15 protein-coding genes and 1 tRNA gene are annotated in these 26,501 nt (G+C 51.8%); 13 read left to right on the top strand and 3 right to left on the bottom strand.

The features are described from left to right. Window positions 1-90: 90 nt before the first annotated feature. From E1J53_RS03675 to E1J53_RS03685, 3 genes are all read left to right on the top strand, one after another. Window positions 91-3,369, top strand: a complete 3,279-nt coding sequence (locus E1J53_RS03675; RefSeq protein ID WP_368671723.1) for a WD40/YVTN/BNR-like repeat-containing protein — start codon at window positions 91-93, stop codon at window positions 3,367-3,369. A gap of 555 nt (window positions 3,370-3,924) precedes the next feature. Beyond that, complete coding sequence (locus E1J53_RS03680) at window positions 3,925-4,596, top strand: porin family protein (protein WP_173021354.1); 672 nt, start codon at window positions 3,925-3,927, stop codon at window positions 4,594-4,596. 408 nt (window positions 4,597-5,004) lie between these two features. Continuing rightward, window positions 5,005-6,900: a hypothetical protein gene (locus E1J53_RS03685; RefSeq protein ID WP_134271518.1), complete on the top strand. Its 1,896-nt coding sequence runs from the start codon at window positions 5,005-5,007 to the stop codon at window positions 6,898-6,900. Window positions 6,901-7,515: 615 nt separating this feature from the next. On the opposite strand, the gene E1J53_RS03690 is transcribed toward E1J53_RS03685, so the two are convergent. After that, the gene (locus E1J53_RS03690; protein WP_134271517.1) at window positions 7,516-7,923 is read right to left on the bottom strand and encodes a T9SS type A sorting domain-containing protein; all 408 of its coding nucleotides are present in this window, start codon (window positions 7,921-7,923) and stop codon (window positions 7,516-7,518) included. A gap of 91 nt (window positions 7,924-8,014) precedes the next feature. After that, entirely contained in the window at window positions 8,015-14,212 is a 6,198-nt protein-coding gene (locus E1J53_RS03695) for an FG-GAP-like repeat-containing protein (RefSeq protein ID WP_134271516.1), read from the bottom strand. 198 nt (window positions 14,213-14,410) lie between these two features. Between E1J53_RS03695 and E1J53_RS03700 the strand changes: the two genes are divergently transcribed. From E1J53_RS03700 to E1J53_RS03745, 10 genes are all read left to right on the top strand, one after another. Then, window positions 14,411-16,963: a hypothetical protein gene (locus E1J53_RS03700; RefSeq protein WP_134271515.1), complete on the top strand. Its 2,553-nt coding sequence runs from the start codon at window positions 14,411-14,413 to the stop codon at window positions 16,961-16,963. A 643-nt stretch (window positions 16,964-17,606) separates the two neighbouring features. After that, window positions 17,607-18,881 carry a site-specific integrase gene (locus E1J53_RS03705; protein WP_134271514.1) on the top strand — a complete coding sequence of 425 codons (1,275 nt, stop codon included), beginning with the start codon at window positions 17,607-17,609 and terminating at the stop codon, window positions 18,879-18,881. A 2-nt stretch (window positions 18,882-18,883) separates the two neighbouring features. Continuing rightward, on the top strand, window positions 18,884-19,057 hold the full coding sequence (locus tag E1J53_RS03710; RefSeq protein WP_154640128.1) for a hypothetical protein: 174 nt from the start codon (window positions 18,884-18,886) through the stop codon (window positions 19,055-19,057). A 79-nt stretch (window positions 19,058-19,136) separates the two neighbouring features. Continuing rightward, entirely contained in the window at window positions 19,137-20,570 is a 1,434-nt protein-coding gene (locus tag E1J53_RS03715; RefSeq protein ID WP_134271513.1) for a hypothetical protein, read from the top strand. A 469-nt stretch (window positions 20,571-21,039) separates the two neighbouring features. Beyond that, complete coding sequence (locus tag E1J53_RS03720) at window positions 21,040-21,621, top strand: hypothetical protein (protein ID WP_134271512.1); 582 nt, start codon at window positions 21,040-21,042, stop codon at window positions 21,619-21,621. Between the two features lie 52 nt (window positions 21,622-21,673). Then, complete coding sequence (locus tag E1J53_RS03725; RefSeq protein ID WP_134271511.1) at window positions 21,674-22,072, top strand: hypothetical protein; 399 nt, start codon at window positions 21,674-21,676, stop codon at window positions 22,070-22,072. A gap of 41 nt (window positions 22,073-22,113) precedes the next feature. Next, complete coding sequence (locus E1J53_RS03730) at window positions 22,114-23,292, top strand: phage major capsid protein (RefSeq protein ID WP_134271510.1); 1,179 nt, start codon at window positions 22,114-22,116, stop codon at window positions 23,290-23,292. Window positions 23,293-23,691: 399 nt separating this feature from the next. Next, complete coding sequence (locus tag E1J53_RS03735; protein WP_134271509.1) at window positions 23,692-25,389, top strand: hypothetical protein; 1,698 nt, start codon at window positions 23,692-23,694, stop codon at window positions 25,387-25,389. After that, the gene (locus tag E1J53_RS03740; RefSeq protein WP_134271508.1) at window positions 25,389-25,916 is read left to right on the top strand and encodes a hypothetical protein; all 528 of its coding nucleotides are present in this window, start codon (window positions 25,389-25,391) and stop codon (window positions 25,914-25,916) included. The genes E1J53_RS03735 and E1J53_RS03740 overlap by 1 nt, the downstream gene beginning before the upstream one ends. Then, window positions 25,906-26,205 (top strand): helix-turn-helix domain-containing protein, encoded by a 300-nt coding sequence (locus E1J53_RS03745; RefSeq protein ID WP_134271507.1) that lies wholly within the window; start codon window positions 25,906-25,908, stop codon window positions 26,203-26,205. Before E1J53_RS03740 ends, E1J53_RS03745 begins: the two co-directional genes overlap by 11 nt. An 83-nt stretch (window positions 26,206-26,288) precedes the next feature. On the opposite strand, the gene E1J53_RS03750 is transcribed toward E1J53_RS03745, so the two are convergent. Then, a tRNA-Asp gene (locus E1J53_RS03750) sits at window positions 26,289-26,362 on the bottom strand. Between the last annotated feature and the right edge of the window lie 139 nt (window positions 26,363-26,501).

Below are 26,501 nucleotides of genomic sequence, written 5' to 3' on the forward strand. Positions count from 1 at the left end.
GCCCTACTCAGGGTCTCGGCACCCGCGGTCCCTCGCCCAAAAAATGGGCATTTCCGCGTATCTTTCCCCTTTCACCAACCAAATGACCAAGTGTTACGAATCACGCTACTTTGCTTTTGCACCTTACTGTCCGTCGTGCTTTTTGCTCAGGACGAAGACAAGGACGCCCGGTATGAAGCGGGCTGGAACAGTCTTTCCTTCCGGTCCATCGGGCCGGCCTTCACCTCGGGCAGAATTTCCGACTTTGCCGTCAACCCCGATAATCCGAGTGAATTCTTCGTGGCCACCTCCGCCGGTGGCGTCTGGAAAACCACCAACCGGGGACTGAACTTCAAACCCGTTTTTGATCGCCAGGGCTCCTACTCCATCGGCGTAGTGGAAATGGACCCCAACAACCACAATGTCGTATGGGTCGGCACGGGGGAGAACAACAACCAGCGAAGCGTTGCCTTCGGCGACGGCGTGTATAAGAGCGTCGACGGGGGTAAGAGCTGGAAGCACATGGGCCTGAAAAACTCCGAGCACATCGGCATGATCGCCGTTGATCCCCGGGATGGCAACGTCGTTTACGTGGCAGCTACCGGTCCGCTGTGGAGCGCCGGCGGAGACCGCGGCCTCTACAAAACCACCGACGGCGGCGAGAACTGGGAGAAAATCCTGGACATCAGTGCCCACACCGGGATTCACGAAGTGCACCTCGACCCCCGTGACCCCGATCTGGTGTACGCCGTCGCCCACCAGCGCCGCCGGCACGTATTTACCTACATCAGTGGCGGACCGGAGTCCGCCGTCTACAAATCCACCGACGGGGGAGAAAACTTCCGCAAGATCATGACGGGGATGCCCGGTGGAGATAAGGGCCGCATTGGCCTGGACATTTCCCCCGCCAACCCCGACGTAGTCTACGCCGTCGTGGAGGCCCAGACCGGGCGCGGTGGGTTCTACCGCTCCACCGACCGGGGAGAAAGCTGGGAGAAAAGAAGCTCATACAGCTCCAGTGGCAACTATTACCAGGAAGTGATTGCCGATCCGGTCGACGTTGACCGCGTCTACGTCATGAACACCTTCGCGGCCGTCAGTACGGATGGCGGAAAGAATTTCGGCAACGTTGGCGAGCGGAACAAGCACATCGACAACCACGCCCTGTGGATCGACCCCAACAACCCCAACTACCTGCTCAACGGCAACGACGGCGGGGTGTACGAATCCTGGGACCGGGGACAAACCTGGCGCTTCTTCCCCAACCTGCCGGTAACCCAGTTCTACAAGGTGGCCGTCGATAACGACTACCCCTTCTACAACGTCTACGGTGGCACGCAGGATAACTTCAGCTTCGGGGGCCCCAGCCGCACCACCGAGCCCACCGGCATTACCAACCGCCACTGGTTCGTCACGACGCTCGGTGACGGGTTTGAGCCCCACGTAGATCCGACGAACCCCAACATTGTGTACAGCCAGTCGCAGTACGGTAACCTCAGCCGCTTTGACCGCGCTACCGGGGAAACCACCAACATTGTTCCCCAGCCCCCCAAGGGAGACTACTCCTACAATTGGAACTGGGACTCTCCCCTCCTGGTCAGCAGCCACGACCCCAAACGGGTTTACTACGCCTCCGACCGGGTACACCGCTCCGACGACCGCGGCCAGAGCTGGCGGGAGGTCAGCGGCGACCTGACGCGCGGCATCGACCGCAACAAGCTCAAGGTGATGGGCAAGGTTTGGCCCATGGACGCCGTGGCCAAGAACGTCTCCACCACACCCTACGGTAACATTGTGGCCCTGGCGGAGTCGCCCCTGAACGAAAACCTGCTCTACGCCGGCACGGACGACGGCCTTCTGCACGTCTCCACGGACGGGGGCGAAAACTGGACCCGTTTCGGGGAGTTCCCCGGGGTGCCGGACACTACCTACGTCAACGAAATCATTGCTTCGGCCCACGACGAAAACGTGGTGTACGTAGCCTTCAATAACCATAAGCGGGGTGACTTCAAGCCCTACTTGTTGAAGAGTTCCAACCAGGGTAAGAAGTGGCAATCCATCGCCGCCAACCTGCCCGAACGCGGCTCCGTCTACGCCATCGCCGAGGACCCGGAGGTGGCCGACCTGCTGTTCGTAGGCACGGAATTCAGCTGCTACGCCACCGTTGACGGTGGAAAATACTGGCGCAAACTCGGTCGGGGACTCCCGACCGTAGCGGTGCGGGACATCAACATCCAGGAACGGGAGAATGACCTCGTGCTGGCCACCTTCGGCCGCGGCTTCTACATCATGGATGACTACTCCGCCCTCCGCGAACTGACGCCGGAGGTCATGGAGCAGGAAGCCCATCTGTTCAGCGTCCGGGACGCCTTCCAGTACCTGCCTTACAGCCCGATCGCGGCCAGTAACACCATCTCCTGGCTCGGCCCCAAGGGCTTCCAGGGGGAAACGTACTACCTGGGCACCAACCCCAAATTCGGCGCGGCCTTCACCTATTTCCTCAAGGAGGGCTACAAGACCAAAGAGGCCCTGCGGGAGGAAGAGGAACGGGAGCGCCGCAAAGAGGGCGAAGACGTCTTCTACCCCACCTACGATCAGCTCACCGCCGAAGCGGAGGAAGAGAAACCCTTCCTGATCTTCACCGTCCGGGACGCCAACGGGGCCGTGGTCAACGAAGTACGCACCGCCGCCCAGAAGGGCATCAACCGCGTGCACTGGGACCTGAAGTACCCGGACATCGACCGGGTCAACAAGAGCAAGGGAGACCCCTCCAGCAACCTCTCTAGTGGCATTATGGTACTCCCCGGAGACTACACCGTTGAGATGTCCAAGAGCATCGACGGCACCATCACCAAGTTGGCGGGGCCCGTGGCCTTTAAGGTCAAGGATCTCGAGAACCGTACGTTGCCCGCTACCGATCCGGCGGCCATGCTCGCCTACCACCGCGAGTTGAGTGAACTGTCCAAACAAGCCAACGCAATGCGGGGCACTTACGGCGAGTTAAGTGAGCGGCTGGAGTACTACCGCGCGGCCATCCGGCTCGTGGACAATCCGAAACTTGCGGAGCAGGTAGACGCCCTGGACGAAAAACTCAAGGCTATCCGGATTGAGCTTTACGGCGACCCCATCAAACGCCAGTTGGAAATTGATCAGGCACCCTCCCTAAGCAGCCGGATCAATACGGCCATCTGGACGGGCAGCTCCTCATTATCCGACCCGACCAAGACTTCCGCCATGGTGAAGGCCATCGCCGAAGAAGAACTCGGCCCCGTGATGAACCGCCTGCAGGACATCATGGAGAACGACATTCCGGCCATCGACGCCGCCCTGGACGGTGCCCGGGCACCCTGGACGCCCGGCCGGGTGATTGGGCCGAAGGGAAAAAAGTAGGCTGAGGCTGAGGTCAAAATCATAAAGGAAACCGAGACATTGGATAATGTCTCGGTTTTTTTTGCCCCTCTGGATGCGACGGAGCGCGGGTGCAATGAATAAAGGATTGAATGACTGAAGGATTGAAGGAGCCGGTCCTCGGATGCGTCGGAGCGTAGCGGAGCTCATCCTAGGTCTCGGTGAAGGCAAGAAAAAGGAGAAATGTAGGACTAACGCATCATTAAAAATCTCCGGAAAAGACTTGCGCCCCGCCCAATCGATTTATGGTCGGGTAAGCACAAGCCGGGCTAAAAGACCAACAGGTAATAACGATGATGCGCAAAAGGTCATGATACGCCCCAGACTGCGCGACCGGCTTGCGGAGCAAGCCTTATCCAATACTCTCTCCGCTGATCAGAGCATTTTCTACAGAAGCAAATTCTATTTCCTTCCGGGCTACCCATGGCTCCTTACTCAATCCCTGGCACCTGCGTCCTCGCCCTTGCCCTCCTCCCTATGGCGTAACGCGTGCCCTTCCTCACGCATAAAGCAACAATGACCAACCCTTCCTTACCCATGCGATTGCTCCTTTTCCTGACCTTCGTCCTCATCATCCCGGCCTTCGGCAAGGCCCAGGTAACCATCGGTCTCAAGGGGGGCGGGACCATTGCCACGGTCAACGAAACCCCTACCCTGGCCAACATCACCGAAACGGGCACCATCAGCGGACTGACCGGCGGCGTCTTCCTGGAATTTGGGGAAGGCCTGGCCGTCTTCCGTCCGGAGGTACTGTTCCAGCAACGGGGCTACGATTACACCTTGGCCAACATCGACTCCACTTTTCTGGAGCAGTTCAACTATCTCGACATTCCGGTTACCCTACGGCTACGGCTGGGAAAACCGAAATTCCGTATTTACCTGGAAGGGGGCGCCAGCCTGGGCTTTGTGCTCGACGGTATCCGCCGGGCCAGCGCCAACGGCAACAGCGTGGAGACGGACCTCCTGGCCAATGGCCTGATGGGCCCCAACGACGGAGAAAGCCGCGGCTATGACCTGGCGGGTATCGTGGGCGGCGGCCTGGAATTCAAACTCGGACCCGGCCGTCTCAGCTTTGGCGGCCGCTATAATGTGGACCTCAACGACCTCTACGATTTTAAGGACCAAAGCGCCCCGCCCGACTGGCGGGAGGTAAAGTGGCGCAGCTTCGACTTCACCGTGGGGTACGGGTTTACGCTGGATTTCTTTTAGGGCAACTGGTTTCAATCGTGTGGTAAGTGATGCGTTTACTGTTATTAGCCCCGGAAGGGAAGGCCCTTTAGTTAGTAGAGGTCATAGCGCCAATCATTCTAGTTTTTTGCGTTAATGGTCGAGCCAGCACTTAGTATTGTTGAGGAAATATCTACGCGACCTTCCGTCGGGTATTGATCACCCTTCTCCGTAAAAGGTTTGCTCCGGGAACCAATCTCCCGTGAATTTGCCAAACCCAGAATCTGTGGCCTTCAGGGCCCCGGCCGGTCAATCGCAGTACCTGATTTCATACAATTCTCCCTTTCCATGAAAGGCCAGAAGTTTCGCGGAGCAATTCCCCTGACCTTTACCGTCAGTAAAAACACCGCGTATCCCTAAGTGGGCATTTCGGCTACAACCCAAAAACTCATGCTCCGTACCGCACTACTATTACCCCTACTCCTTGCTGCCTTTTTGCTAAACGCCCAAACCAATGAATGGATTGGAGGCGATAGTTCGTGGGATGACCCCAACAACTGGTCCCTGGGAAAAATCCCGGCCCCAAACCATGATGTCCGCATCAACAGTGGCGGCAGAGTAAAAATCCCGGGGGGCTACTGGGAAGCAAGGTCCATTTTGCTACAGCAAAACGCCCATTTACGGATTGATCCCGACGCTCGCCTGAGAATATTGCACTGGGCCTTCAACGGTACCGCCTTAACGAATAATGGCGAAGTGGAGGTTCAGGGCCACTTAGAAGTATACCAGGGTTCCACGAACAATAACGCCACCGGAATTTTCAATGATGGTCAATTTACCGTTGCGGAGGGGGGACTGCTACAGGTCCAGTCCAGTCGCTTTGGTATTCGAAACCAGGGAGACATTGACCTGTACGATGAGTTACGGATTCAAAATAACTACAATAGTCTGATGCAACAGCATAACGGTGAAATGACCATTCATTCGAGCGGACGCTTCGTAGCGCTGGATAATGACAATCTCGTCATGGGCATAGCCCCCGGCACCAGGGTAACCAATGCCGGGCAGATTGATATCGCAAGGCGCATACACGGGAATGGAATTCTCGTCCAGGGGCACCTGGCGAACCTTATGAGTGGCGACATCCTGGTACAAATCTCTAACTACTCCGGCGTTTCCATATCGGGCAATACGGGGCACCTCCTAAACCAGGGGACCATTCGGTTTACCGGTAATGACCAGGGAACCCGCGGGTTATACGTTGGTCAGGGGGGCCATCTTGAAAATACCAATAAGGGCCGGATTGAAGCCCGGGGGATTAGCTTCCCGAATGAAGCGATTGGGGTATTCAATCAGGCTCAACTGACTAACGAGGGCGTCATTGACCTGGATTTAATCAATACGCCTACCGCCATCACCGTCAACAATAGCCAGTTTTTAAATGTGGCGCAGGCGTCCGTCGTAACGGACGGTGCCATCGGCCTGCGGGTGGTCAACGGTGGAAATTTGCGTAATGAGGGAGGCTCCCTCATCCTATCCGCGAGTGATATCGCCCTACACGTAGCGGGTAGTGTGACCAATGAAGACTGTGGGCGGATTAACCAGACGGGTGACCTCCTGGTGGAAAACAGTAGTCCCTTTCATAACGCCGGCATTTGGGAGCTTGAAGACACTGAGATTCGCACCCAATACGGCGGCGGTGAGATTGCTAACGATGGCCTGATCTACGACCCCACCAACGCCATTGCTAACCTTTCTCCGATCTACTTTGAAAATGACGCCGCGGTCCTCCATCCACTGGACTTCGTTCCCGTCCCTGGGGAAACTTACTTTGACATCTTCGACGTCAGGGGCACGAACTGGGGCGAAGTCGGTATGGACTGGACGCTCGGAACCAATGGCTCCGGCGGAAGGGGAGCCCTTTATTACCCTCACGATAATGCCCTGGAAGCCCTGCATCACCTACCGGTGGGAACGGACCACTTGTATACGACCGCTCGCTTAGCGGGTTGCCAGAGTCGGGAATACCGCATTGATTTTGCTGGCCCCGTGAGTAGTAGCCGTAAAAATACTTCGCAGCCCCCCGAAATGGACGTGACTGAAAGTCAGGTCTTCCCTAACCCAATTGCCGCCAATTTCCAACTGCGGCTGGCGCGGGCCATGCCCGCCAATGGTTTCCTCCAACTGCTTGACCAAAACGGCCGCGAGGTCGCCCACTGGCGGGTTACCCCCCAGACCGACCGCGTCAAGCTCGTCCGTCCCGCGGGTTTAGCCGCCGGCAGCTACCTCCTCAGCATCAATTTCGGGGACGGTAATACGGAACAGCGTTGGCTGCTTTTCCGGTAGCCATCCGGCATGGCGGAAGGGCGTGGATTTCAAAACATCTATCCTCCTTTCTGGGAGTATAGGTCTTGTCTCAGCCCGTCATAAGGGCGGCGGAGCGCAGGTGCAAAGTAGAAAGGATAAAAGGACATAAGGATTGAATGATTGAAGAAAGGGCGGAGTAACGTAAATCGAAAAACCAGGGAGCAGGCTTGCTCCCCGCCTAATCGATAATTGGTCGGGCAAGCACAAGCCGGTCGTCAAGACCATCAGCTAATAAAGAAGCGGCCAAAATCATGGTGAATCCCTACGCTTCTAGATGGAGTGGTCACCTTTCGGCGAAAGGTGACACCAAACCCTTGTCGGCTTACTACTTCCCATCATCGGCTAAATAAAGTAGGCCCTCAGCCGTGGATGACCCGCCGGCAGTCTAGCCCATTGGTGTAAACGCAAAAAGCCATCCCCGGGGGGATGGCTCTTGCGGTCTGGACGGACCACTCGGATGGTACAGCTTACCTCGGGTTTTCCGTCTAAAGGCTCAAAAAAAGCTCGATTTTCGAACTTTAACATTTCTCACAAACGGCTGTCATTGGAAAATCTGGTGACAGATAAGACCGCTAGTATAAGATCAGATAAAGTTTACAGAATCACTAATTTACGCTGTTCGATTCCCCCAATCTGCCGTAAGTACAGGAAGTAGATTCCAGGGGGTAAATGATCTATGGCTAAACGGTGCCGCTGACTGCCAGGAGCTACTTCGGTCACCGCTCGCCACAGTTCCCGGCCGGTGGCGTCCACCAGCCCGAGGGTCACCTTCCCGGGGCGCAGCTGGTCATAACTTAGGTAGGTAACGCCCGCCGTCGGATTCGGGAAAAGCTCTACTCGGGCAAACTGCGGTGGGGGGCTTTGCTGGCAGGGCACATCCTGCCGTATCATATTGCCGTGTTGATCGTAGTGGAAGGTGATGACGGACTGACTCGCCAGCGTTGGAGTGATCGTCAGGTAAATTGTAATCGCCAGGAGACTGCGGAGGAAAAACGCTAACATGGAAAGGAATATTTAGAATATTCCAGTAAAGCGCCCGTTTCAGTGGACGCTCTACTGGAGTAATGGTTTGCAATAGACGGAAGGGTTAATGTTAATTGGAGGGCCCAATACAGGAGCGATATATGCAGCCATTCCGGAGGAAGTTGATATTCGGCCGGATATTGAAGTCCAATGGCTGCATGGTATTGGGGTTGAGGAGCCGGATTGGGTCGTAGAGCCCTTTGATCTGGTAGATTACACCATTATCGTTGAAGGTGGACCATCCATTCTCTCTCCCCAGAAAGGTGCCAGAGGGATTCCGATACCAGTCAGGTAGAGTACCATCGGCAAGTGTCTCTATCTCGAAGGGAGAAACAAACTTGCTGAAGGGCCATGGCACACCGATTATGTTGTTCAATCGATCATTTATCTTGCTCTCGATCTGTTGAGTTATCCAATCCTCGTGGAGTTCTTCGTTGTACATCTGCATACTGACGCCGGAGAGTAAGGCTGGGGGGATAGCTCCACCTGTAAGGTGTGCGGCAAGTGAACTCGTTGCGGCAGCGGAGAGCAATCGGGTCGATAAACGTGGCTGTAAAGCGGGACTACGCAAGGGGGAAGTTAGGCCACCGAGCCCTCCGGAAAGCATACCAGAGTAGAAGGAACCCCGTTGTGCCTTTGCCATAGTGCCTTGGACCATTCCATGGCCCACTACCTTCACCCCCATATGCCGGAGGAAGTTTGGCTGCTGCTGTGCAAGATTTCCCACGGATCCCGATAACCCTGCGCTCAACGCCCCGAACGCGAAACCGTTGGCGGTAGCAGCGAAAGTTGATCCTACACCGGCCCCGTTGAGTAGGGCACCAGTCAGGTTACCTGCGGCTCCAGCCAAGCCCGCAGATAGCGGAGCAGAGGAAAGCGAGAGTCCCAGCGGGCCAGTGGCTACCGTAACGGCTACCACTACCGTGACAACGACGATGGACTTCCAGTGCTCCTTTATCTGGCTACCGAGCCACCGTACGAAGTATCCCGATGGATCGATACTGGATACGGGGTTAGCGCTATAACCAAACCGGTTCAGGGTGTGGGGTAGGATGCTAATGTAGGCTACATCTGGACTCAAAAAGAAGCCATTCGCCGGTTGTAGCACCCGCCCCCCCGTGAGGGTCAATCCTGCCAGCCCCGTGCTCGTGTGGAAGCCAAAATGCTTACTCACCGCCGTAGGATCAGTTTCTTCTTCGGAAGAATAGAGGTTCCAGTCCTGGTCCCTTGCCTCTCCGAATGGCGCGAACTGGAATCGTTGTAGCACGGTGCCCTTTGCTCCGGTTACCGCCGTCACGGATCCTAGGTGATCACGGTGGAGGTACTGGATGATATCTTCTCCCTGCCAAAAAATGGCGACGGCGTAGACCTCGCCGTTCGCCTCCAGGTAGGTACTTTGACGGAACTCGTCTCGGCCGCTAAGTACGCTTCCGAAGGGAAGCATGACGGTGGTGAGTAGATGCTGATTGTCGACGATCTTGTCGGTCTTTGTCAGGGTACTACCGTCGCCGTAATTCAGGTAAAGTACAGTCTGACCTTGTCGGATCTGCCTCACTTGCTTTTGCTTTGTGTACATGACCTCCACCGGCTCGGGACAAACCTCATCGTTATTCAGTCCGACGCCCGCCGGCCTACCTGACCCATCGTAGTTTATTTCCCCTCGATCGGAACGGTGGATCAGTGCGCCGTCTTGCGCATACCGGTAATCGACAACCTCCTGGCCTTCCACCTGAGAAGTTGTCATCTGGTGGAGCTCGTTATAGGTGAAATACTCTCGTTTGTTCGTCACTGATTCGGAACGCTCTAAGACATTTCCGACATCATCGTGGGTAAACGTCCAGTCTTGTCGTACCACACCGTTGGTAGCACTGCTGACCTTAATTCCCATTAGCCATCCCCTTGCTTGATTATAGGTCTTCTCCGTGAAGTTGTTGTCGCCACCGAGACTGACGAGCGGGATGTCGGAGGGAGCGACCTCCAGTAGTGCATAAGTCAGCTGGCCATTCCTGTGTTGGGATACCTCGAGCCCCCGGTCGAAGAGGCGAGAAATGGTGTCCTTCCGCTCGGTGTAGATCGTTTGAAGGTTGTTGCCCACCTCGTCAAAGAAGTTCTTGGTTGCGAAGGGGAAAATACCTCTTTGGCCACGATGTAGGGTGTCCTGACCGAAGGCATTGCGAAAGACCTCTTCCCGGTAATTATTGCTCGTTCGGTGGACAGACACCAAATCGCCACGGAAATCGTATTGGCGGAATACGGTATCCTGGTCAGCCAGTACGGTGGCGTAGTTGAGACCCCGGAGGTCTCGGAGGTACTGGATGTTGCCGTCGGGGTGAGTGTCCACTACCTTTTCGTCAAAGGCGTTGTAGTACGAGGAGTCTTTTCCGGAAGCGACGTCATTGGTACAGTCCAGAAGATTGCGAGGCGTGTAGTGGAACACGGCCCGGCTTTCTTGGTCTTCTAAACCGATGGACGTGCGGTTGTTGCTCACATCGTAGGTCATTACGGTGGTTACCCCGGCGGCATTCGTAACCGAACGATCGTTGCCGTGGATGTCTCGCCGGTATACGGTCTGTTTACCTTCCTCGTCGGTTACGGTCATCTGAAGCCGATCGTATAAATAGTTAACCTCGGTGCCATCTGGATGACGCACGCCAACGAGCCGATCGGCCAGGTCATAGCGGAAGGTAGTCCAGAGAGGTTCTTCTCCTGACCAGTAGGGGTACGATGCTTGGGTCTTTCGTCCGCGTCCGTCGTATTGGGTATCCTCTACGCTTACCCGGCCTCCGAAGCTTAAGGTCTCTTTTCGTAGCACCTGGTCAGCCAGATTAAAATAGCTGACAGTCTCCCGCCCCTTAGCATCCTTTTCCACCAAACGGTAGGCCACTGGTACGCCGTAGATATACTGTTCTTCCATTAGAGAGTGTTCCTGTTTGACCCATCGGTGGTCTCCCGTCCTGTGCCCAGTGCTACGATAAAATTCGTCGAATTCGTAGGTGGTAACCAAGCCATTGGGGGCGCTGCGCTCTAGGACTTTACCCGATACAGGGTCGCGCTTGAAGTGGGTGGTGTATCCGGCGGCATCCGTTACGGAAGAGAGGAGCTGGTGATTGTCGTATTCCTGGGTAACAGTCCTGGTTTGCGTACCGCTTCCTGGACCGGCCCAACCAGTAGTAGACTGTGACTCGACTTTCCCGTAGTTGTTGAACTCTTTACTGACTTCACGTCTTAGGTAGGGGTTGTCAGGGTCGAGAATTTCGTGGTCCAGGTTGCCAGAATCATCGTAACCATAAATGGTCATTCGCCGGAGGGTATCTTTCCCCGGGGCGGTGACTTCACGTAACAGTGACTTTATTCTCCGCTGGCTGTTGTACTCGAAACTGGTATTCTCCTGTTTTCCATCGGACCAGCGAGTCGTCGTGGTTTTGGGCAGTTCGTTATTCAGGTAGTCGTGATGGGTGGATTTTTGGGACAGGAAGCTGCCTGTATAGGGATCGTTTGTGGTGATCTTATGATCGACCTCGAGAATAGAGAATGATTTCAGTTCAGGGTGGTCCACCACTAAGTGGTTAAATTCCTCCTGGCGCGTAAGCTGATCGCTCAGGCGGATACTCTTCTTCTGGATGGTACTACCCGCAAATCCAGGAAAATGACGGTATTCTGTTTCCTCGGTGCTGCTGGTCTGGTGGTTTCTCACGATCCGGGAGGAGAACCCCTTGAAACCCCAGTCCCGGCTGCTCATGGGATCCCGGTATTGGTAGGAAAGGTATTCGTGCCCCCCCGTCACCGTTGGCCGCTTCAGGTGGGAGACCACGTGAATCGGGACGGCGGTTTTCACCAAGCTAGGATCCTCCACAGCACGTGACGTCATCTTGCAAACTGCGGGCTCCAGTGCATTTTGGTAGGTGATCTCCGTCGTGCCACCGTTGCCTTCCGTTACGCTAGTAAGCAGTGTCGGCTCGGCGTATAATTCGTGAAAAGTGTGACCGCTTCCTTCCCGCTGTTGGGTGAGGATGTCCAGGCTAAGAGCTGACTGGAAGCGGCCGAGTTTTAGGTCGATCTCGCCATCCTCAATTCTGCCCCTGGCAGGCCCAACCGTTTCAAGTAATATGACTCGGGAGGTATCGGCAAACGAACCTTTTCTATCGTTATAGAAGACGTATGCTGCATTGGTAAGCGTTACCACAAAGCCTGATGCGTTAGGCGTACACGTTAGGTCGCCTGCCTTACCAGCAACCACTAGATCGTCATAACCATCGTTGTTCAGATCGGTGAAAAAAGGAGTGTTTACGGTATTGGGGTAGTAGTGGTGATCAAGGATCCGTCCGCCCTTGACGAATCGCCATTTCCCGGTATTCCGGTGGAGCTGGTAATACACACGGTGATCATCCTCGCAGTATTCGTGATAGACCTCGACCAGGTCCGTGTATCCGTCAGAGTTCACGTCGGTAGGGGTCAGATGACGAATGGTATTCTGCCCGTTCATTCTCTCACTCAGGTCAATGAACTTGTTGAACTGGTTGGTATGGTCGTCGAAGAGCAAAAAACCAGCTTGCTTTTTTTTGAATACCAGTAGGTCCGATTGGCCATCAGCGTCATAATCCCCCACGGTGAAGTTAATAAAATCGCCTTCAATAAAACCTTCGGCGACATTCAGGCTCAGAACGTCCGGGTGGGATCGAAATCCAACCTGACCGGATGTACCGACTTCTGCCAGCAGTACCTTACCGTGGTCTTTACGATGGAGGAGAATGTCTAGCAGCCGGTCTCCATTAAAGTCCCCCAAAACTGCTCTGGCCTCCTTGAGATCTCCACTCAGAGTAGAGAAGAAGGCCAACTGGTAATTCACCTGATTATTGGTACTTACGTTGACGTACACCTCAAGCCGACCCTTCGTGAGTGCGATTAGGTCATCCCGACCATCTCCAGTCACATCCCCACTGACCAGAGATGCCCCGTCCTTATTGAAGTCTTTGTGGAGACGTTTATTAAAGGCTACGCGAGCTAATTTTTCTGTCTCGGAAACGGACGAAGAATTGAACAATGGGTTCTGAGCATAGAGCATGGAAATACTAGACCGAGCCTGAGACTTGAAGTTGGGACTAGTTCTTAACACCCTTAGGAAGATTCCATCCGTCTCCGGTTCCCTGCGGATGTAAGCAAAATCCTGGATTCCATCCAGGTCGGCCTGCGTAGGGGTTACTTGAATGGTGTTTTTCGCGTCGTGCCCCTCAAAATCGGGGATAGGGTTATCGTACTGCTTCCGGAATACCTGGCCTGCAGTAGTGTTGTAGTTAAAATCCGTCGGTGCAAGTGCTCGCTCGTTCTTTCCAAACTCTTGTACTCGGTGAACGACCAGTTGTGAGGCTTGCCCGTGGAGTTTATAACTGAATCGGTAAGACCTCACTTTTTCCGTCCCGTGGAAACAGCTAATTTCGGCGAGTTGTTGAGTTTTACGCCGTATATAGGTCCCAATATACGTGGTGGGGTGGAAGTAATCAGTATACTTGAAGCGTACGGAATATTGCGGTGTCTTTCCGGTTCGCTCGTTGCCGGCGTAATCTATCTGGAGCGGATAACCATGTCCTCCTTTTTCCAGGTAACTCACGGTGTAGTAGTTGCCGTTTTTGTCAACTACTCGGTTGATAAGCCATTCAACTGGTGCTGTACTACCCTGAGGTTCAATGCGGCTATCCTCGGTTTTTCCGAAGTAGAGGGTAGTACCCTCTTGCGTCTTGAGGGTAAAGTACTCTGGCAGCCCGGAGGGCAGCCGGCGGTGGCTTCGGATGACCTCCCACGGTTGATCGATTGCCCGGAGCTCGTTCCCGCCGATACCTAGTAGCGGGGTGCCGTTCAGACTGAAGCGGGCCGTGGCGTCGAGGGAAAGGGCACGATTGTTTTCTCCTAAGGCGGGATGTTGCGCCCTCAGACTAATTTTAGGCAGCCCCCGTAGAATTGGTAGTCCCTCTCGGCCGGAGACGCCGTAGTCAATTTTTGGCTGAAACGTACCCACTGGTAGTAACACTGTTCCGGAGTAGAGAAAGTCTCCGGTTGGTGTTACCTGAACTTCACCGGGGGAAAATCCCGTATAATCCGATCGTTCGGATTGGGAGTAAATAGTAGAAAAACAAATGATTAGGACGAGGGTTGCGAAAGACGGAAGCGCTTTAATTCGTTTCATAGTAATGGAGTTTTCTATCAGTTGTCGGTCACACCAACAAGGCAAAGAGACGGGGTTGATTTTTTTTGAGCAAAAAAAAATGAATACCATTAGCCTCCTTATTTCTTACACTTTAATCATTGATTTTCAGGTAGTTGTAATTGTGCACATTTCCAACTAACTTCCTTTTTTTTAACTTCCCCCTTTATTACCTTACATCTGACATCGATTTGAGCACTAAAGCGATCAACCACCACCTAAAACCAGGTAGTTGGGACAAAATATAGTGCTGGCTTACCTTGGACTTTCATGACAGATCAAGATATTGTAGAAGTTGGAGGCCTATTGCTTGAGTATTACAACCTCCAGCTACTAGAAGAAATAAGGGCTGGCTCCCGGCCTGCTGATGGCACAATTTTCTTAACTAAGGAAGAAGGTGTTCGAACTATTGCTGGCAAGCCCCTTGATGGCTTACTTTCAATTGATCAAAATAGAAAGGTTAGGTTTGAGAAAATAAGCATGTATGATTCTCTGTACAAAGATCTCGCTAGCCGAGTAGAATCTGCCGCGTCCCGTTATTTTGAAGAAGGGGATAGATGTAGTAAACTACATCCAGTAATTGGTAAATTAACAGTAATTGGTTTTAAAGATTCTTCCTTTGCACCTAAATCTTCGATCAGATTTCACACTTTTGGAAAACAAAAAGCTAGGGATCTTCTCAAGAAGCCAGAGAGCTTCAAGGCTTCAGGAACCCCTTTCCTTAGAATCTTACTTCGGGTTCTAATTTACCTTTATGATCAAAGTAGTAAAGCAGAGTCTTTCCCTAAATTGACTACCGAAGCTTTAGAGCTACGACGAATACATTACAAATATGACGCAAAAATCCGTCTGGAAGAAGCTGATTTAGAGTGGTTGCTAGATTGGGTAAAAGATCAACTAAGAAATCGTCCTAAGCCGACTCCCAAAGAACCAATTTTGGAAGTGGCTGTCGTATATGGAGACGACCGAGGCCAAGCTACTTATCAAAGCATATACAAAAAAAATAACGCGGATTTTGAGCGAGCACTTATTCGCCTCAGGGATATCAATGCAAAAACGTTTAAGCTTCAAACAGCAGATTTGACACCGTTTACTGCTGTATGTTTCCTACTTAATAAGGAAATGTTCAATCGAAAGTACTCCGATGACAAGCTGTCTTTCCTTGACTTGCTAGAATTAGTTGCCAGAAAAAACGAAGCGGTGACTTTTCTATTGGCATATGTAGATAACCATGAAGAATATGATGAGTTAAGGCGTATTGTCGATGAATCCTCCTTTGGACCGTTGATTAGGGAGGAAAAAATTCACGAACCTGGTCTGAATCTACTTTTTCGAAAAATTGCAGGAAGGGTCGAATTCCTGAGTAGTGAGTTGGCCCGAACCAATGAAAAACTACACGAAGCAGGTAAACTGAAGGATGCTATTGTCACCAATTTGAAGAAAAAAGAGGCAGACCGAAAACAACTTAGTGAAAAACTATCAGCCAGAGATTTAGAATTAGGGAGTCAGAAAAAAGAACTTGCATCGGCTCTTAGTCGCATACAAACATGGAAACGACTATTTAAAAATATGTCACAGATATTTGTCTTAGGAGGCTTATTTTGCCTTATTTGGTGGTTTTGGCCAGAGGGGCCTAGTGTTAAATACTCCTATATTGAACTGCTAGATGAACAAGTAGATGAGATTCCGCATGGTTTTGAGGATAGCTTTGAACCATTCTATATTCGCTTTCTTGACAATCGTTTTTTGTTAGTTTCGAACACTTTTAACCAATATTCAGTCCCTACAGTATTGAGGTATGATACCGACATCAATCCTGATTCCGCCAAAATCGAAACAATATTAGACCCAGAGTTGATAGATAATGAACCCGTTTCCGGCTTTGGTGTGATCGATAGGAATAGGGTTATCGTTATGCGTGATAATAACCAACCACCATTCTTAATAACACTTGATGAGGAAGGATTTTCAAATCCGCAAGTCCATGAAAAATTTAATGTACAACCACAGAATGATAAAGCTCAAGGAGATGCAATAGATGTTGCTTTGAATGATTCTTTGGCAATCATATCCTACTATAGAAGCGATATGGTCTTTCTTCTTAACTTGACTCGTGACACAAATAATGTTACTTCTATCAATCTGAAAGAACTGATCGAGGATAAAGTTGAAGATTTTGAAAATGTAGTCCTAAAGCCATCAGGAGTCGCATTTCATTACAAAAAGGGAAGCGACTCTCCTGTAGGGTTTGTGACTTGTCTAAACATTGACAAGGAGACTGTGCCCAAAATTATTTACATTGAGATAAGAGAGAATGGTGCTATTGGAGATCACTATACTCACCCTCATTCTGAGATAATAGAGTACCTTACCGATATTCGAATTGTAGGAAACAATCTTGTCGCAACTAGCGACAGCGATGGCCGCGTTTACACTACTAGTCTTTTAAATGTTAGCCGTTGGAAAACTGAAAAACCCGAAGATGTTGCAAAAATCAAGGATATTTACTCTTACTCAGAAGGAGGTACTCCCGCTGATATTATTCTTGACCCAAGTGGTACTCGAATGGTGGTAATTCACCAACAGAATGCCCGTGTGGACGTAATGTACCTCCAATCTTCTACAAGTCTACTCAGATTTGAAAGGATTGAAGAGTATTCATTCACTAAAGTTTTGCTAGACCGTAAAAACTCGGATTCTAACTCCAAAAAAGCGAGCGGATTTAAGGCTCGCGGAGGTGCTGTGAGGTGGGAAAAGGATGAAATCTATATTACTGATGAAGTTGGAGGGAGGCTGTTTCGTCTTGAGGTCCCCCTCAATTAACCCTATCCTAAAACTGCCCCATGCTTGAACCCTTGGCTAGCGCCGAGCGTCACATCAAAACCGCATTAAGCGGGTCACGGGCGTACGTAACACAAAATTTCCAAGGAAAAGTGCCGTTGACAAACGGGGATTACCTTAACACTATTAAGCGGGCAGGGGGGGCGCGCCCTTGGGCAGGATTTTTCGTCGTGATAAGCTAACAGGATGGGTTCCAAGCCATCGGGACGAGGGCTTACACATTAGAAGTATTCCCGATGCGGGAATTCCCGTTTCGCTCAAAAGAGCGGTAATTTCGGCAGCTACAAGGACAAAAAAAAAGAGAGGAAAGACCTAAGTCTAACCTCTCTTCGTGGTACATTCGTTCTTAAACGACCGCTAATTTGACTTCCTGCATTTCTGCTTTCTGTCTAATTAGCTGTTAAACAGCCGTTTGTGGAGAACGTATGCGGTCTGGACGGGTCCGACGGATATAACGGTACGCCCTGCTCCCTCAAAACGGCACTTTACACCCAAAATCCATAAATCACTATTTACCAAAGAATTAGCAAAACATGACATATTTGGCTTATGTGTAGCCTTATGTTTCACCTTATGTAAATCGGGTACACTTACCACTAACTTAGAGGCAGCAAAAAGAAAAACCATGCCGCCGCGCCCGAACTTTTATTTAGAACGCCCGAAGCCAGGAAAGCCTACCGCAATATCGCTTCACTTCAATTGGAGCGGGGCGCAACTTCGGATGAGTACGAAGGAATATGTTTTACCTGAACATTGGGATAAGAAGACCCACCGGATAAAGGAAAAATTCACCGATATAAACCCTGACTACATCGAAGTAAACCGGGTGCTCGATGAACTGGCAATGTTTGTCACCAATACTTACAACAAGTTTCGCCGCGAACGGAAATTAGTTGAACTAACCCCCGAAGTATTGAAGCGGTACTTAGTTGCCTATCGGCAAGGCCGAACCGATGGACAGCCAGCCGAACCTGTTTTGGATTACTACCGCCGATACATGGAAGACCGGCTAAGGAGTTCCTTAAAGGCAAGCACCACCGACAGCGAAATGGTTAGCCTAAACCTTTTTGAACGTTTCGCCGCCACCCTACCGGGCGAACTCCATTTTGAGCAAGTAACGCTTCGCTTATTTGAACGTTACCGGGATTGGTTTTGGAACAATACAGATACCGGGGATTCGACTATCCACAAGCACCTAAAGCGATTCCGCCAAATGTGCTCCCATGCCGCCGCAAGCGGTCAGGATATGGGGTGCGACGTGAACGCCATTAAATTAGCCTCGCAACTTCGTTTAAGCCCCGCAGCAAAGGAAACCATTGCACTATACACCGAAGAATTACAAGCCCTTCACCAGTTGGATTTATCCTCCAAGCCTCACTTAGAGAAGGTCCGGGACTTGTTTGTTTTTTTCTGTCACATCGGACTACGTTTCAACCGGTGGAAAGAAGTTGGCCCGGACAATTTCACCGTGAAGGATGGAACGTATTACCTAGACATTTATACCCAAAAAGGAAAGGCAAAACGGGTCATCATTCCGTTGGATCCTATGGCCGTAGAGATTGGTAAGAAGTACGGATTCAAGCCACCAAACATTACCGGCCAAGTATTCAACCGACAAATAAAAGAAGTTTGTCTTCTCGCTGGATTCACGGAGGAGATACGGCAAGTGAAGCAGATTAAGGGCCGGTCGGAAATCTTATCTACTCCTAAATATCAATTGGTTAGCACTCACACGGCCCGCCGATCATTCGCAACGTCTGCCTATGAAGCGGGCCTTCCCGTCCGGGACATTATGGCCCTTACCGGCCACAGTCAGGAAAAAACGCTTATGCGATATATCCGGGAAGACCCCCGACGGAACGCAGAGCGTATTGCAAAACATAACCGATTCAATAAATAACCATGCCGACAGAAACCATATCCGAAGTGCTCGAAGCCTTCAACGCAGAAATGACGCCCATCCCCACAGGCCCAATTACCGCAGAGGAAAAGCTCGCCCTACTCAAAGAAGACAGGCAGAAACTGCGCGCCCTGGTGGATAAGCTAAGCAAGCTAGTCAAGCAAGCGGAAGCCTAAAAACAAAAAACCCCGCCGGTGCAAATGCCTGGAAGCTTCACCGAGCGGGGTAATTCACTTAATGTAAATCTTAACAAAGATGCGTCTTTTAAAATCAATCCCAAAGAATCGGGAGTTCTACAATGAGCACGGCCGCAACCTTAGAGCCTTTGCCCTTATCGCTAACATCGGTCAACTGCTTTCGGCCGCGTCCCTATCGCTGGCTGTTTATACCCTGCTTTCTGATGCCATAGCGGGCCGGGGATTAACCCTCGCAAGTACAATCATTGCCACCGCTGCCGTCCTGGTGGGGATCTTCATCGAACTGGCAAACCGTATGTTAGCCCGCCCAGCAATTCGCCCCGCCGTTGTCCGCAATCAGTTTGCAGACGACCCCGAGCAACGCAAGCGGCACCGACTACTCACAAGGTTCAGCCGTTTAGGTTTGGTAGTCGTTGGCTCCCTTTCCTTTGGTCTTTCCTATATGGGGAGCATGGACGCCGGGGAACTGATTACCGACCAACCGCCCGCCCCCGCCCTGGATAGCTTGGCCCTGGTGTTTCAAGCCGATACCGCCGCCCTGTTAGCCCCCTACCGGATACGCGCCCAGGCAGCGAACGAAGAATTTACCGCGACCGCCGCCGCAAAGGAAAAAGCCGCCCAGGATTACGCCGGATGCGCCGCCAGGGGGAACGGTTGGTGCAAGAAGAAACAACGGGCAATACTCGCAGAAATAGACGCCGCCCGCGCTGCCTATAACGCCACCTTAGCCACTATTGCCACCGAACGGGGAAAAGCATTAGCCCAGGCCATTAAAAGCCGTGACGCCGCCAACAATGAAGAACGGCAACGGGTGGCCGAGCTGACGATGGAAGCCGAAACCAAGAGTAAATCTAACGGGTACATTTTCGCCGTTGTCACCGCTTCGGGGCAATTGGTTTTCTACCTGATGTTTTACCTGATCTTACAGATAACCGCCGGTAGCGAAATAGAGGAGGAGCTACAACCAAATGAGTTCAATAATCTACCGTCCGTTACTGCCGACCTAAAGGCACTTATTAGCCACCGGGTAGAACGTGGAGCACGGCGATTGATAGCCCGGACCTTTGGGGAGCGTGACCGCCTGGAAGCCCCCCTACCCTACGTTAGCCTATACCAGGAGGAGGCCACCCCGCCGCCGGTTATCGCCAAGCGTGAACCAAGATTTTACCAACGGTCCGAAGACCCGGCCACACACGAAACAACGGCCACCGCCCCGCGTGCCCTTTATAGCACACCAACCACACACGGCACACACGAACCACACACGGCCACCGTACACACGAAAGCACCCTATATGAGTGCAGACCTACGGGAAGCAAAGCAACGGCTCAAACAGTACAAGAAGCGGCTGGGAGAGCACAAACAGAAAGCCATAGCCCAGGAACGGAAGTACGGGGAAGTGAAGACCCGCACAGCCGATGCAATCACTAACAACCTGGAGAAGGTGGAGCAATGGAAGCAACGGGTAAAAGCATTGAGCAATGAAGGGTAAGTTTTGGACCACCGCAGATAGTGTAGCCGTCCTGCTGCTGTTCGTTGTCCTGCTGCTGCTGCTGCATCAATGACCGCCCGCCCATCTTCCTGGATAGTTTGGCAGGGACGTTAAATCCTAATGGGGTTAATCAGCATAGTGCAGGGTATAGTAATACTACACCCACTCGCGGAGCCACCTACACCACCGCCCGCCTAAAGAGAGATAACCCTTGCCCCATTAAGGTCTTTGGCGCTCTTTCAAATGTTTATCCACGACTCCACATCAATGATATAAACGCGACTTTTTAGCTAAAAAAATTACAGATGAACTACCCACCCCGCCCGCCGCCAAGACCCCGAAAGGGCATTGTTTTCCGCAGCCACCTACGATAATGTTTATCCGCGTCCAAACCACACGCAGACCGCTGATGAAAACCCGACCCCCCATAGCTAAAAAAGAGGGGGGGGGTACCTAAAAAAATGAGAATATGAAACCAAGATTTTCCTTAAAGGACTTCCGGCAACTGGCAGAGCAGCTACAAACGGAACCGGATGTACCCCGCCTCCTGGACAACCTTGCGCTAACAAAGGAGGAGCTGGATTTACTGTACCTATTTACTGATAATTACCGTGAAGAAATATGGGGGCATGGGATGTGCTACGAAACGGAAGAAGCCTTACCCCATGTGCACAGCGCAAGTGCTGTTTTGGCCCAGGTTTACGAATACAAGGAAGGTCATAAATACAGCGAGCGGGAGTACTACAATACGTGGACCTACGGGCATTATGCTATGTGGTATAAATACTTCCCAGATGACTTTAGTGGGATGACGATTGGAGAGGCCGGAAGAAAACTTGCAAAGGAATACGGCCATGACGAAAAGTGGGTTGCCAACTTTAGGAAAAGGGTGCCCAAGTATTCCACACCCAGCCAGCGGCAAAAGCACTCAAAAATCATTTACCAAATTCACTGGCGAGTGATTAGCCAGGGTATAGAAATTCCGACCGCTCTAAAAAATGATTTACACGCCCTTTGGAAGAAACATAAGAGAAAACGCACGGTACGATAGCAAATCGCATTGCGACAGCTCCCACCTTTGCAATGCAAGTAAATACAATCCAATGCCTAAAGTAAATGCCGTTTTCAGAATGGATCCCCAGGACAAAGAATATGTCGAAGCGGAGGCCGCGTATCACAATATCACGCCTTCCACCTATCTGCGAATCCTAACAGCGTCTAGCGACCCGGATAAAGATTTAGTCGACCGTGTACGAACGCGCCACATCGTCAACGAACTAAACCGGATGGCCCTACCAACAGAGGGAGCACTTTCCGCAGTTAACGACGTGGAGCTGATGTATGCCATCGGAAAACTTTGTTCCTACACTTCCGCAATAATGACGTGCCGGTATTTGGGCCGAATTGCAGAAGCGAAAAAACTTGAACATGAACGCGCCGCCGTGGAATCCGATTTATACCGCCTGTTTGGGGCGGCCATGGAAGCGCAAAAGCATAACTAACCCTATTAACAACAGCCTACGGGCTATAAAAACGAAACTAAATGAGTGCAACTAAAATCCGAACGGAGAAAGAAATCAAAGAAGACCGTGCGGCCAAAGTAGCCGACCTGGAAGCCCTGGAAAACAAAGCCAGGGGAAGGGAAATGACTAACGAGGAGCAATTAAGGTTTAACCGCCTATTCACCGAAATCGAAGACTTAACCGGAGAATTGAAGCAGGGCCAACGTCGTAGACAGCTTTGGGCACAAGGGGCCGACCGTCAAGACGGAAGAACGCCCAACAGAGGCAGCCGTGTGGGGAGAAATTCCGCCCCCGCACTTCTTGGGGACATGGCTACTTCATTAGTAAGGGGTGAAATCAATCGCCGGGACGGGTTAACCTTCAGCTCTAACAATCACATAATTGAAACGGACAACGTCCTAAGCAATATCGCTTACCAACTTTCCACCGAAAACCGTCTAACGGAACTAGGTGCAAGGTTGGAACCGATGGCAAACTATTCTGTGTTGCCCGTTGAGGAGCAACGAGCACAGGGGCAACATTGGACGTCCGGGGACCAAGTACAGGCCGATACCGCCATGGTAATGTCCGCCCGTGACATCGATCATAAGACCTTTGTTGCAATGGTCAAGGCTGATAAGAATTGGCTTATTGACGGTGGGGAACTTGCCCGCGACTACATTGGAACGTCTTTGGCCGCGACGATGAATGAGCAGTTAATTGCTTCGGTCCTTCACGGTAGCGCAGCAAACAAGCAGCCTGACGGGATAGACAATACTGCCGGCATCCCCACGATTGACGCGGGTGGAGCAAGCGTAACCGACCACGGATTCCACCTGGACGCAGTTTCCGAGCTAATGTCGAAAAACGTCCGCCGGGAAAATATCGGATACATCTACGGGAATAAAACCTTCCGACAAGTTGCTGGACTAACGGGGACTGATGGGCAGCCCCTGATGCCGCCCGCCGCCATTAGTGACCTTCGCCACTTCCACACGACAGCCGTGAAAGAAGACTACGGAGCCGGAAACGATCAAACCCGGATGTACTTCGGTGACTTCTCTAACCTTCTTGTTGCCCTTGGTGGCACGTTCCGTATGGAATTGGTGGAGAAATACGCAGATACCCTACAAACCGCCTTCCTGGTTTGGATGCGGTACGACATTCAAGTAATACGCCCTGACAACTTCGTAATTGTGGAGAACCTATCCACGACGTAAAGACCTTTTTTCGATTCTCATTTAATAAGGGCCTGGACGGGGCGGGTTGGAAAGTCACCCGCCCCCGAAGGGATACCCACAAAGAAACTCCGAGCGGTGTCGGAATCAAGTTTACCCTTCTTGACCCGACGCGGCTCAGCCTATGGCAGAGCGGGGGCGGTAGCGTCTTCCTGGTTAGTACAGCCGCCCCCCTACCATAGAATTTAGCGGAACTGCTTTGGCCTAGACCGCGCATAAAAAGGGGATGCCGCCCGCAGGGTGGCAATAAAGAACTTGACTAGCTGGGGTTCACGAACGCCAATTCGCCCAGCTATCGAATAACTGCATTTTTCAACCGCCCTTGCGGGGCATAAAAAAGCCCCGCCGTACGCCAATACGACAGGGCAAAATTCATTCATTATGTCTTGTGACATATCGAATAACTGTTACACAAATTTACAGGAAAATACCCGCCTTTCCAATTCTGACAAGAGTTCGCCCAGCACGACAACCCCCGATAAGTATAACGGGGGTTCCCATGCAGAGAAACCCGTTCAATTCATCGGGGTAGACAAATTTGTGGTGACCTTGCAGGGGGTAAAACTCCCCGATAATGTATCGGATACCTTTGGTGGCGCAATTTCCCTAACGAAGGATTTAACCCTATCCACCGGGTACGAAGCCGCCAACGGTCGGAAGGTATTGGGGACTAGGTTCTACAAACTTGCTTTTACCATCCGGCACGGGACGGAGTACGAACCCGTGGCCCATCTGCTGTATTTCAGCCGTGACGGGGCGGCCCGTAGTGAATTAACCATCCGAAACCATGTTCTGTATCGGAAAGGCTGGACAAATACGCTCACAGCCATTTTAAGAGCCCTTAATGCCCAAATCTACTGTTACACCGCCATAGACATTGCCGTAGACGGATACGGCCACCTGAATACCTTTTCCCGTGTATTCAAAGAAGACAGCGTAAGGAACTACGGCCGGGGTACTATGACTGCTTACTTTGATAGCTCCGGTAAGAATTTGGCCGGGGTAGACTTGGGAGTAAAGACTGCTGACAACCGAATAACGATTTACCGGAAGTCCGAAGACTACGAAAAAAAGCCGTATATCAAAGATGCGCACGAAGCCGCCGGGCTGGATACTTCGCAGCCGGTAGACCGGACGGAAGGAAAATACCGCCGCAAATTTCTTGCCCGTATTGGCGGGATGGCAAGCGAAGACGACCGCGCAGCCCTAGAGGAGGCGTATGAGGGCATTATTAAATCAAAGAAGGCCCGAACTAAAAAGAAGTACGCAGAAAGCAAGGCTATAAAGCAGGGCCGGGACAGGGAGATAAAGCAAGTCCGGGAAGATGCAAAGGCCGCCATTGCCCAGGTGGACTACCACAGCCCCGAGGCCGACGCGATTCGTAAGGACAGAGAGGACCGTATAGACGCGATACGGGCGAAGTATCGTAAACGGCGCAACCTGCTGCAAAAAGAATTGAGAGAGATTAAGGAGGAGGTAGAAATGGGCATAGTTATGATTGACGATGCCAATAACGACCTGCTCACGAATGGCATATTTGATTACCGCCGCCTGGAAGATCCCGCCGTACTTGCGGACATTCACAAAAAGGGCGCGAACAGCCTGATAAAGCTCCGTAGACAGCGAAGCGAAAACGAAACCCGCCCCGACCAACAAGAATATATAAACATCATTGATTACGACGCCCTAAGAGCATTAGACATCAAACTAAAAAAGGTGGCGAAGGCTCCTAGCCCGGTGTGGGGAGTGCAGCGGAAAATATCGTTTGATATGCGCAATTCCTTTAGGGAATTGGATATGATGCAGGGGGAAACGGCGTTTTTGGAAGCCATGCGCGAAAGCGCAGCCTTAGCCCGCAAGTTTGGTATTGCGGACTGGTTTTATAAGAGCCTGGATAAGTGGGAAAAGGATAAGGAATATCATTGGGCGATAACGTCAGCAATGAAGTCCGCAGAGGAGCGGAAGGTCTATTCGGTGGCGCGTCTACCTGGATTTATCCCGCCCGATTACCGGATGCCATCAAAACCCGTTGACGTATCGCGGATAAATGATCTTTCCACAGCCATAAACGCCGCCTGATGAAGTTCACCGACCTACCCACCACCAAGCGGGGCGACGTTGGGGAACGTATCGTCTACGACCATTTACGGGCCAAGGGATGCCACATCTACGAACCCGAAGACGGCCCCCACCCTATTGACCGGTTTATGGTTGCCCGTGATGGCCAATGCTTCGCTTTTGATGTGAAGACATACCGCCGTCAATTCACCCGCCCGTACACTGGAATAGATGCCCCCGACTTTGAGAAATACACTTCTTTGCGGGGTGTTACGGTCCTGCTGTTTTTCGTGGATGCTTTTGAACGGTGTATCTACTGGATAAAGATTAACCCGGAAGGCCACCGCGCCCCATCTGATGAACCGGCCACCGGTAACGGACTGATATACGAACATCGGAAGGTGTACTTCCCCCTATCCGATATGACGGTCTTACGCGCCCTTACTGATGAAGAACTAAGGGAGCTTGGCCCCCAGGACCGCCCCGAGCGGTACGAATACACCCGCCCCTATTTCCTGACCGATAAAGCCCAGGCCGATGCTAACTAATACCGTCACGACGATCACAGTAAGCCCGGAGGAGTTACTCGATGCCCTGGAAGAAAGATTGCAGGATAAACGCTCCCAAGCCTTCGGACCCATTCTAAAGCGGTTGCAGTTTGTCACCGTCGACCAGGTGGCCACAATGGCCCAGGTAAGCCCGCAGACGGTCCGAAACTGGACAAAAGAGGGAATTTTAACCGAGGCCCGGAAGGGATGCAAAGAGCGGTATCTACTTTCCCGGGTGCTCGATTTTATTGCGGCAAGGGATGACCGGAAGCACAAGCACTCTAAATGACATTAAAATGACAAAGCGAGGGCAAAGGTTATGTACGGCACCCCTTAAACGCACAAAAGCCCCTGAAAATCAGGGGCTTAGTGCGGTCTGGACGGGACTCGAACCCGCGACCTCCGGCGTGACAGGCCGGCATTCTAACCAACTGAACTACCAGACCAGTAGTCTTCGCTATTCAAGAATTTTACTGCGTTTCAGTAAGTGTTTTCTCAAATGCTGCGCAAATATAGGGTCATCGAATCACTCCCTGCAAGCATTCCGGCAAGAAAACCGATACTTTTTTTGCGTGCTTTCGCTAG

Origin of the sequence: Lewinella sp. W8 (assembly GCF_004375085.3) — a bacterium.
Taxonomy (GTDB): domain Bacteria; phylum Bacteroidota; class Bacteroidia; order Chitinophagales; family Saprospiraceae; genus Neolewinella.

Bases quoted from the DNA above. Each gene is read 5' to 3' on its own strand.
- E1J53_RS03680 (WP_173021354.1), top strand. From the start codon at position 3,925: ATGCGATTGCTCCTTTTCCTGACCTTCGTCCTCATCATCCCGGCCTTC.
- E1J53_RS03685 (WP_134271518.1), top strand. From the start codon at position 5,005: ATGCTCCGTACCGCACTACTATTACCCCTACTCCTTGCTGCCTTTTTG.
- E1J53_RS03690 (WP_134271517.1), bottom strand. From the start codon at position 7,923: ATGTTAGCGTTTTTCCTCCGCAGTCTCCTGGCGATTACAATTTACCTG.
- E1J53_RS03695 (WP_134271516.1), bottom strand. From the start codon at position 14,212: ATGGTATTCATTTTTTTTTGCTCAAAAAAAATCAACCCCGTCTCTTTG.
- E1J53_RS03700 (WP_134271515.1), top strand. From the start codon at position 14,411: ATGACAGATCAAGATATTGTAGAAGTTGGAGGCCTATTGCTTGAGTAT.
- E1J53_RS03705 (WP_134271514.1), top strand. From the start codon at position 17,607: ATGCCGCCGCGCCCGAACTTTTATTTAGAACGCCCGAAGCCAGGAAAG.
- E1J53_RS03710 (WP_154640128.1), top strand. From the start codon at position 18,884: ATGCCGACAGAAACCATATCCGAAGTGCTCGAAGCCTTCAACGCAGAA.
- E1J53_RS03715 (WP_134271513.1), top strand. From the start codon at position 19,137: ATGCGTCTTTTAAAATCAATCCCAAAGAATCGGGAGTTCTACAATGAG.
- E1J53_RS03720 (WP_134271512.1), top strand. From the start codon at position 21,040: ATGAAACCAAGATTTTCCTTAAAGGACTTCCGGCAACTGGCAGAGCAG.
- E1J53_RS03725 (WP_134271511.1), top strand. From the start codon at position 21,674: ATGCCTAAAGTAAATGCCGTTTTCAGAATGGATCCCCAGGACAAAGAA.
- E1J53_RS03730 (WP_134271510.1), top strand. From the start codon at position 22,114: ATGAGTGCAACTAAAATCCGAACGGAGAAAGAAATCAAAGAAGACCGT.
- E1J53_RS03735 (WP_134271509.1), top strand. From the start codon at position 23,692: ATGTCTTGTGACATATCGAATAACTGTTACACAAATTTACAGGAAAAT.
- E1J53_RS03740 (WP_134271508.1), top strand. From the start codon at position 25,389: ATGAAGTTCACCGACCTACCCACCACCAAGCGGGGCGACGTTGGGGAA.
- E1J53_RS03745 (WP_134271507.1), top strand. From the start codon at position 25,906: ATGCTAACTAATACCGTCACGACGATCACAGTAAGCCCGGAGGAGTTA.